This window comes from Micromonospora sp. AMSO12t (assembly GCF_008806585.1).
Classification (GTDB): Bacteria; Actinomycetota; Actinomycetes; order Mycobacteriales; family Micromonosporaceae; genus Micromonospora; species Micromonospora reichwaldensis.
In genome coordinates this window covers 1-8,794 of sequence record NZ_WAAS01000261.1, presented here as the reverse complement: position 1 = coordinate 8,794, position 8,794 = coordinate 1, and the positions used below count along the sequence as shown (strand labels likewise).

Annotated in this window: 9 protein-coding genes and 1 other RNA gene; all 10 read right to left on the bottom strand. The window is 70.0% G+C overall.

Annotated elements, in window-relative coordinates; all coding sequences use genetic code 11:
* Nucleotides 1–646 (bottom strand): hypothetical protein (locus tag F6X68_RS26920; RefSeq protein WP_151456890.1); only part of this gene is annotated, 646 nt, incomplete at its 3' end.
* Between the two features lie 40 nt (nucleotides 647–686).
* Nucleotides 687–1,157 carry a hypothetical protein gene (locus F6X68_RS26915; RefSeq protein ID WP_225852448.1) on the bottom strand — a complete coding sequence of 157 codons (471 nt, stop codon included), beginning with the start codon at nucleotides 1,155–1,157 and terminating at the stop codon, nucleotides 687–689.
* Between the two features lie 190 nt (nucleotides 1,158–1,347).
* Nucleotides 1,348–1,723, bottom strand: a transfer-messenger RNA (tmRNA) gene (gene ssrA / locus F6X68_RS26910).
* Between the two features lie 104 nt (nucleotides 1,724–1,827).
* Nucleotides 1,828–2,307, bottom strand: a complete 480-nt coding sequence (gene smpB / locus F6X68_RS26905) for an SsrA-binding protein SmpB (protein WP_088964850.1) — start codon at nucleotides 2,305–2,307, stop codon at nucleotides 1,828–1,830.
* A gap of 135 nt (nucleotides 2,308–2,442) precedes the next feature.
* The gene (gene ftsX / locus F6X68_RS26900; RefSeq protein ID WP_151456889.1) at nucleotides 2,443–3,318 is read right to left on the bottom strand and encodes a permease-like cell division protein FtsX; all 876 of its coding nucleotides are present in this window, start codon (nucleotides 3,316–3,318) and stop codon (nucleotides 2,443–2,445) included.
* A gap of 65 nt (nucleotides 3,319–3,383) precedes the next feature.
* Nucleotides 3,384–4,064 carry a cell division ATP-binding protein FtsE gene (ftsE, locus tag F6X68_RS26895; protein WP_091622236.1) on the bottom strand — a complete coding sequence of 227 codons (681 nt, stop codon included), beginning with the start codon at nucleotides 4,062–4,064 and terminating at the stop codon, nucleotides 3,384–3,386.
* Nucleotides 4,065–4,182: 118 nt separating this feature from the next.
* Complete coding sequence (gene prfB, locus F6X68_RS26890; protein ID WP_151456888.1) at nucleotides 4,183–5,304, bottom strand: peptide chain release factor 2; 1,122 nt, start codon at nucleotides 5,302–5,304, stop codon at nucleotides 4,183–4,185.
* A 196-nt stretch (nucleotides 5,305–5,500) separates the two neighbouring features.
* Nucleotides 5,501–6,016, bottom strand: a complete 516-nt coding sequence (locus tag F6X68_RS26885; RefSeq protein ID WP_132233606.1) for a PadR family transcriptional regulator — start codon at nucleotides 6,014–6,016, stop codon at nucleotides 5,501–5,503.
* Nucleotides 6,017–6,133: 117 nt separating this feature from the next.
* Nucleotides 6,134–6,937, bottom strand: a complete 804-nt coding sequence (locus F6X68_RS26880; RefSeq protein ID WP_151456887.1) for a tryptophan 2,3-dioxygenase — start codon at nucleotides 6,935–6,937, stop codon at nucleotides 6,134–6,136.
* 97 nt (nucleotides 6,938–7,034) lie between these two features.
* On the bottom strand, nucleotides 7,035–8,663 hold the full coding sequence (gene pruA / locus F6X68_RS26875) for an L-glutamate gamma-semialdehyde dehydrogenase (RefSeq protein WP_151456886.1): 1,629 nt from the start codon (nucleotides 8,661–8,663) through the stop codon (nucleotides 7,035–7,037).
* Nucleotides 8,664–8,794 lie beyond the last annotated feature (131 nt).

Below are 8,794 nucleotides of genomic sequence, written 5' to 3'. Positions count from 1 at the left end.
CGGCCTGCGGCGCCACGGCGAGCCGGGCCACCGGCGCGGTGATCTCCTCGACGGTGAACAGCCACGCCGGCACCTGCGCCTCGCCCCGGCTGGTGCGCACCGGCGCGGTGCCCAGCTTCACGGCCGTGACCGTCAGCGGGACGCAGGCGGTCTGCGAGTTGCTGCTCACCGGGCCGTCGGGCCCCGGCTCGATGGTGGGGCCACCACCGGGGAGCTTGGTCCCGGGGTCCTTGGGGCGGCCGTCGCACGGCGGCGGATCCCCCTGGTCCAGCTGCCCGTACGCGGCGGCGGCGCTGACCAGCGGGACGGTCAGCGTGCCGTCCGGGAACTTGATGGTGCCGTCGGCGGGCTGCGCGACGGGCATTGTGACCTGGTCGCGGTACCAGCCGTTGAGGAAGGCCATCTTGGTCTCCCCGGTGAAGCCCGGGTCGCCGACGAGCACCGTCGGGTCCTGCATGGGCACGTAACCGGACTTCCACGCCGGAAGCGGTCGCCACGAGTCGGCCACCTCGGTGGCCCGCTGGGCGAAGGCGTCCTGACGCGGGTCGGAGGCGACCGGGTCGACGGCCGGGTCGGAGCCGGCCGGCGCGCACCCGGCGACGATCATCAACAGCGGAAGGCCCAGCAGGGCGGCGGTACGGCGCATGTGGGTTGGACGCCGGTACGTCCACGCCGGTTCCCCCTGGTCAGGTCTCTCCGCCGAGATCCGTCTCGTACGCCTCCCAGAGCAGGTCCGCGCCGCGCTGCCGATGCCGGGCGAGGGCCCGTAGCAGGTGCGCGGCCCGACCCAGGAGGTCGTCGAGCGAGGCGTCCGGCAGCTCCGCCGCCTGCTGGAGGGCGCTCAGCGCGGCGGTGATGGCGACGTGCTCCCGGGCCAGCAGCCGCACCCCGCGTTCCAGCCGGGGCGCCTGGCCGAGCACCTCGGCGTAGAGGCCGGCGGGCCCCTCGGTGACCCGGACGTGCTCCGTGAAGCCCCGTCGCACGGGGCCGAGCCCCACGAGGAAACGCTCCCGCCAGCGCGGTCCGGCCGGCGCGACGGCCAGCGCCCGGGCGAGCGGGTGCAGGCCTCCGGGCGGGGTGCCGGGGAGCCGGCGCGCGGCGGGCGGCCGGAGCCCTCCGGGCGGGGTGGGCGGCTGCTGGATCGGACCGGTGACCATGGGCACCTCCCGCGTCGCGTCTGACCGCGTACAGCGATGGTGGACCCGCGCGTCCGCCCTGTCCAGAGGCGGGACGGACCTCATCGGTCCCATCCGTCCCGCCTGTCCCGTGCGGCCCGCGCGCCCCAGGGCCGACCGGTCCCGACACGACGATGCGCCCCGGTCCGGTGGACCGGGGCGCATCGTCTGGTGGTGGAGGTGCCGGGAATCGAACCCGGGTCCTTCGCCGGTTTGTCAGGGCTTCTCCGAGCGCAGCTCGCTGTGCCTCTACTCGGCCCCACCGCTCACGCGAGCAAGTTGGTGTGACGGGCCCAGTCGCTGATTGATCTCGCCGCACGGACCCCGCGACCGGGTCCGATTGGCCAGCCTTCTAGCTGATGCCGGCTAACTGGGTCGAAGGCGCTCCCAGGCCGACAGACTCACTACTCGCCTCAGGCGGCGAGAGCGAAGTCAGCGCGATTGTTCTTGGCGCTTATTGGTTTCCGACGACCGATTCTCGAGACGACGTCGGCTTCCTCGGCTCGCTTCCCCTGTCGCTGCGTACGAAGTCGAAACCAGTCACCCCCTCGACAGGCCGCCGATGTGGCGGCACTGACAAGCGTAACGCCTGCCGCAACGGGTTTCATCCCGAGCCCCCGGCGGGCGCGCCGAACCGGACAGGACGGACACCTCAGTCATCCATGCCCTTGCCACGCCGGCCGGCGACCCGGGCGATCTCCCGGTCCGCGTCCCGCTTGGCGAGGTCCTGCCGCTTGTCGTACGACTTCTTGCCCTTCGCCAGGGCGATCTCCACCTTGGCCCAGCCGTCGGAGAAGTAGACCTGCAACGGCACCATGGTCAGGCCGCCCTCGCGGGTCTTGCCGATCAGCCGGTCGATCTCCAGCCGGTTGAGCAGCAGCTTGCGGGTCCGCCGGGGCTCGTGGTTGGTCCAGGTGCCCTGCGTGTACTCGGGAATGTGCATCCCGTGCAGGTAGAGCTCGCCGTTGCGCTCCTGCGCGAACGCGTCGACCAGCGACGCACGCCCGGCCCGCAGTGACTTGACCTCCGTGCCGGTCAACGCCATGCCCGCCTCGTAGGTGTCGAGGATCGCGTAGTCGTGCCGGGCCTTCTTGTTGGAGGCGACGACCTTGCGTCCCTTTTCCCGTGGCATCGGCGCCACCCCCTTCCGGTGATCCGCGCCGGACGTGACCGGCCGCGGGGCGGAGATCATGCTACCCGAACGGCAACGGCCCTCCCGCGCCGTTTGTTCCTGGCGCAGAAGGGCCGTCGTCGAGCCGTACGGGCGTCAGACCCGCAGGTAGAAGCGGAGGGTGACCCAGGCGGTGACCGCGCTGACCAGGCCGCCGACGCCGGCCATCAGCGGGAACATGAACAGGATGTCGCCCCAGCCGATCGGGGAGAGCAGGCCCTGCAGCGCCTGGAGCGACCCGTCGAAGAGTAGGTACTTGGCCGCGATGAGGGCCACCAGGCCCAGCAACGAGCCGATCAGGCCGGCGACCACGGCCTCCAGCACGAACGGCGCCTGGATGAACCAGTTCGACGCGCCGACCAGTTTCATGACCGCGACCTCACGCCGCTTGCTGTACGCGGCCACCTGGATCGTGTTGGCGACCAGGAGCAGCGCGGCGACGGCCATCACGATCGCGGCGGCCAGGGCGATGTTCTGGATCGCGGTGAGGATGTCGAAGATCTTGTCCAGCAGGCGACTCTGGTCGACGATCTCGTCGACGCCCTCGGTGTCCTTGTACTGGTCGTAGATGTTCTTGTACTGCTCGGGATTGTTCAGCGTGAGCCGGTACGACTCGGGCAGGCTGTCCGCCTTGACCGCGCTGAGCAGGTCGGGAGCGTCCTGGAACATCTCCTGGAAGCGCTTGTACGCCTCCTCCTTGTTGACGAAGATGACCTCCTTGACCAGCGAGTCGGCCTTCAGCTTCGCGTCCAGGGACTCACGCTGCTCGGGGGTCACCTCCTGTGTCAGGAAGATCGAGACCTGGATGTTCTTGTAGTAGAGGTCCTTCATGTCGTCGACCTGGCGGTACATGAGACCGCTGGCGCCGAGCATGGTCAGCGAGACCGCCATCGTGATGATCATCGCGATGGTCATGGTCACGTTGCGCCACAGTCCGACCAGTACCTCGGACAGGACGTATTTCACGCGCATCGGGATTTCCTCCGGGTCTCCGGCATGAGGTGTTCGTCGTCAGGCTGCGCAGGGGTGGCGTCGACTCAGCCGTAGACGCCGCGGGCCTGGTCGCGCACGATGCGGCCGCTCTCGATCTCGATGACCCGGCGGCGCATCTGGTTCACGATGTTGGAGTCGTGCGTGACCATCACGACGGTCGTGCCGGTGCGGTTGATCCGGTCCAGCAGGCGCATGATCTCGATCGAGGTGTCCGGGTCCAGGTTTCCGGTCGGCTCGTCCGCGAGCAGGATCAGCGGACGGTTCACGAACGCCCGGGCGACGGCGACCCGCTGCTGCTCACCGCCGGAGAGCTCGTGCGGGTAGCGGTGCTCCTTGCCACCGAGTCCGACCAGCTCCAGAACCTCGGGCACGACCCGGCGGGCGACCGCCTTGGTCTTGCCGATCACCTCGAGGGCGAACGCCACGTTCTCGTACGCGGTGCGGTTCGGCAGCAGCCGGAAGTCCTGGAACACGCAGCCGATGGAACGCCGGAAGTGGGGTCGCTTCCAGGAACGCATCGACGTGACGTCCTTGCTGTTGACGACGACCCGGCCCTTGTTGGGCGCGACCTCGTGCAGCAGCAGCTTGATGATGGTGGACTTGCCGGAGCCGGATGGACCGATGAAGAAGACGAACTCGCCCTTCTCGATCGAGACGGACACGTTGTCGAGCGAAGGCCGGGACGCCTTCGGGTACGTCTTCGTCACTTGCTCAAGCTGAATCACGGGTCGTGAGTCTACGCGGTGTAACCGGGGAGCCAAGCCCCACGCCCCGCCGTTGCGAGTCGCGTCATCCAATTCGGGCGTACCGGGAAGATCGACGACGCGCTCCGCCCACGGTTGATCACGCAGCGTCGCCGGCGAGCTGCTGCTGCTTGCGCCACCGGATGCCCGCCTCGAGGAACTTGTCCAGGTCGCCGTCGAAGACCGCGGTCGGGTTGCCGGTCTCCTGCTCGGTCCGGAGATCCTTCACCATCTGGTACGGGTGCAGGACGTACGAGCGCATCTGGTCGCCCCACGCGCCGGTGGTGTCCTTCTTCAGGCCCTGGAGCTTCGCCTGCTCCTCCTGGCGCTTGACCTCCAGCAGCCGGGCCTGGAGCACCCGCAGCGCGGACGCCTTGTTCTGCAACTGGGACTTCTCGTTCTGGCAGGTGACCACGATGCCGGTCGGGATGTGTGTGAGCCGCACGGCGGAGTCGGTGGTGTTGACGCTCTGCCCACCCGGGCCGGAGGAGCGGTAGACGTCGACCCGCATCTCGTTCTCGGGGATCTCGATGCTGTCGGTCTGCTCGACCACCGGCAGCACCTCGACACCGGCGAAGCTGGTCTGCCGGCGCCCCTGGTTGTCGAAGGGGCTGATCCGCACCAGCCGGTGGGTGCCCGACTCGACGCTGAGCGTGCCGTACGCGTAAGGCACCTTGACCGTGAAGGTGGCCGACTTCAGGCCCGCCTCCTCGGCGTAGGAGGTCTCGTAGACCTCCGTCGGGTAGCCGTGCCGCTCCGCCCAGCGCAGGTACATCCGCAGCAGCATCTCGGCGAAGTCCGCCGCGTCCACGCCGCCAGCGCCGGCCCGGATGGCGACCAGCGCCTCCCGGGAGTCGTACTCGCCGGAGAGCAGGGTGCGGACCTCCATCTCCTCGATGGCCTTGCCCAGCGTGGCGATCTCCGCCTCGACCTCGGTGAGCACCCCCGGGTCGGACTCCGCCTCGGCCAGCTCCAGCAGCACCTTGGCGTCGTCGAGCCCGGAACGGAGGCTGCCGAGCTTGCTGATCTCGCTGTTGACGTACGACAACTGCGAGGTCACTTCCTGGGCCTTCGCCTGGTCGTCCCACAGGTCGGGCGCGGAGGCCTCCTGCTCCAGGCGGTCCTTGTCCGCGCGCAGCCGGTCGATGTCGAGCACCGCCTCGATGTTGCGCAGGGTGGCGTCGAGGTCCTTGAGCTGTTCGGCGTAATCGGCAGCGGTCACGACAGACAAGGGTACTGCTCGTGCGAGGAGTGAGCTTGCGAGCCCCGCAGTCACGAGCCAAAAAAGACCCAGCTCGTGCGAGGAGTGAGCCTGCGAGCCCCGCAGTCACGAGCCAAAAAAGACCCAGCTCGTGCGAGGAGCGGGCCTGCGAGCCCCGCAGTCACGAGCCAAAAGATCCCGGTGGGAGGCCCTGTGGTCAGGCGACCGGGGCGCTCTTCAGCCAGGACAGGGCGGCCTTGTGGTAGGCGACGGCGAACTCCAGCGCGCTGGCGTCGTACGCGTCGCCCTCCTTCTTGGCGTTCTTGACCTGCTCCCGGACCTTGGCCAGGGCCTCGGTGTGGTAGTCGTTGGCCGCGGCCTGGAGGTTCTTGAGCTGGCTGGCCGAGTGCAGCTCGCCGAAGGCGATCCGCAGGGCGATCGGGTTGCGGATGGTGTCCCGCCCCGGCTCCTCGGCAAGCCAGCGGGAGAATGTCCGTTTTCCCGCTGCGGTGATCGCGTACGGCTGGCTGGAGCGCGGGCCGGGCTTGCCCATCCGGACCAGGCCCCGCTCGGCCAGCACCGGCAGCTCCCGGTAGACCTGACTACGCGTCATCGACCAGTACGGCGCCAGTCGGCGCTCGGCGGCGGCCATCAACTGGCCACCTGTCATGGGGCCCTCGTGGAGCAGCCCGAGCAGGGCCGCCGCCGTGGGGTTGACTCCGGAATCCGCCATGCCCCTCACGCTGCCACTTTGCCGACGCGGCGTCCAGGATTTGGCATTTTCGCCACCCGGTCGGGTTCCTATGTGCACTGTCGGCGCGAGACAGTCCGCCAGGGAGGCGCGGAACGGTCACAGTCGGCTACGCAGCTCCCACAGCTCCGGGTAGAACCGGGTCTCCACCCGGGAGCGCAGGTATGCCCCACCGGCCGAGCCCCCGGTGCCGGGCTTCGTGCCGATCTGCCGCTCGGCCATGAGCACGTGCCGGGCCCGCCACAGCGAGAACGCCTGGTCGTGGGCGACCAGCGCCTCAGCGAGGTCCCACAGCGGCCCGAACCGCTCCCGGTCCCCGGCGATGGTGGCGTACGCCGCGAAGCGGGACTCCTCCTCGGTGACGTCGAAGCCGGCCCGGCCGAGCACGGCCAGGAAGCCGTCCCAGAGGCTCGGCTCGGCCAGTCGCCGCTCCAGGCGCTCCCGCTCGACGTCGGGCAGGCCCCGGAAGCGGCGCAGGTAGTCGGGGTCCTTCAGGCCGGAGAGGAACTCGATCTCCCGGAACTGGGCGGACTGGAAGCCCGAGGCCGGGGCGAGCTTGGTGCGGAAGGCCAGGAAGTCCTGCGGGGTCATCGTGTCGATCACGTCGACCTGACCGATCAGGACCCGTTCCACCACGTGGCAGCGCTCCAGCCGTACCCGGGGCAGGTAGGTCTCGCCGTCCAGCATCCGGTCCCGGGCGTCGGTCAGCTCGGAGAGCAGCAGCTTGAACCACAGCTCGTAGACCTGGTGGATGGTGATGAAGAGCAGCTCGTCGTGGGAGGCCGGGTCGGACTCCGGCACCTGGGCGGCCAGCAGGTCGGCCAGCCGCAGGTAGTCGGTGTAGGTGAGCAGGCCACCCTGCTCGCCGAAGTGGGGATCCTGCGCGGGGGTGGGGTGGGTCACAGCGGCCACGGTACCGCCGCCGACCCACCCCCGCCCGCTGGCAGGGAAGGGCCCCTTCCGGTACGCGAGGCGCGCGGAAGGGGCCCTTCCCTGCACCTCAGCCCATGTGAGGGTAGGTGTGGTCGGTCGGCGCGACGAAGGTCTCCTTGATCGTCCGGGGCGACATCCACCGGACGAGGTTGTGCCAGGAGCCGGCCTTGTCGTTGGTGCCGCTGGCCCGGGCGCCGCCGAAGGGCTGCTGCCCGACCACCGCGCCGGTCGGCTTGTCGTTGATGTAGAAGTTGCCGGCGGCGTACCGCATCTTCTCGGCGACCGCGTCGACCACCCGGCGGTCCGTCGCGAAGATCGACCCGGTCAGGGCGTACGGCGCGATCGACTCGGCCTGGTTGACCACGTCGTCGAAGCGGCCGTCGTCGAAGACGTGCACGCCGAGGATCGGCCCGAAGTACTCGGTGGTGAACGTCTCGTGCGCCGCGTCGGTGCACTCGAACAGCGTGGGCCGGACGAACCAGCCGACGGAGTCGTCGGCGGTGCCGCCGGCGAGGACCCGGCAGGCGTCGTCGCCGGAGATCAGCTCCAGCGCGGCGCGGTGCCGGTCGAACGCCTTGGCGTCGATCACGGCGCCGCCGAAGTTGCCGAAGTCGGTGACGTCACCGTAGGTGAGGGACTCCGCGGTGGCGGCCAGCCGGTCGCGCAGCCCGCCCTCCCACAGCGACCGCGGGACGTACGCCCGGGACGCCGCCGAGCACTTCTGGCCCTGGTACTCGAAGGCGCCGCGGATCAGGGCGGTGTGCAGGGCGTCGACGTCGGCGCTGGTGTGCGCGACGACGAAGTCCTTGCCGCCGGTCTCGCCGACCAGCCGGGGGTAGCCCCGGTAGCGGGAGATGTTCTCGCCGACGGTCCGCCACAGGTGCTGGAAGACCTTCGTGGAGCCGGTGAAGTGGATGCCGGCCAGGTCCGGGTCGGCGAGCACCACGTCGGAGACCTCCTCGCCGCGCCCGGTGACCATGTTGATCACGCCGGGGGGCAGGCCGGCCGCCTCGAACAGCCGCATGGTGAAGTGCGCGGCGAACTGCTGCGTCGGGCCCGGCTTCCAGACCACGGTGTTGCCCAGCAGGGCCGGCGCCGAGGGCAGGTTGCCGGCGATGGCGGTGAAGTTGAACGGGGTGACCGCGTAGACGAAGCCCTCCAGCGGGCGGTGGTCGAAGCGGTTCCACACCCCCGGCGACGACATCGGCTGCGCCTCGAGCAGCTCCCGGGCGAAGTGCACGTTGAACCGGAGGAAGTCGATGAACTCGCAGGCCGCGTCGATCTCGGCCTGGATGACGGTCTTCGACTGGCCGAGCATGGTGGCCGCGTTCAGCGTGTCGCGCCACGGGCCGGCGAGCAGCTCGGCGGCGCGCAGGAAGATCGCGGCCCGCTCCTCGAACGGCAGGGCCCGCCACATTCCGGCGGCGTCCTTGGCGGCCTTCACGGCGGCGCGGGCGTCGTCGTGGGTGGCGTGTGCGGTGACGCCGAGCACGTGCGCGTGCCTGTGCGGCTGCACGACGTCGATCGACTCGCCGCCGGCCATCCGCTGCTCACCGGCGATGGTCATCGGCAGGTCGATCCGCTCGGCGGCCAGCTCGGTCAGCCGCCGCTGGAGCCGTTCCCGGTCGGCACTGCCCGGCTCGTAGTTGCGGACCGGCTCGTTGCGCGGCTCGGGTACGGAGAACACAGCGTCCATCAAGGCTCCTGGCGATCTCGACAGCGGTGGCGAAACCGGACCCGCGGGCACCGGCCGGGTGACCGGCGCCGAACGCCGTGCCGGGTTGACCGGTCGCGGCAGCGGGACCTCTCCCGATTCTTCCACGCCCC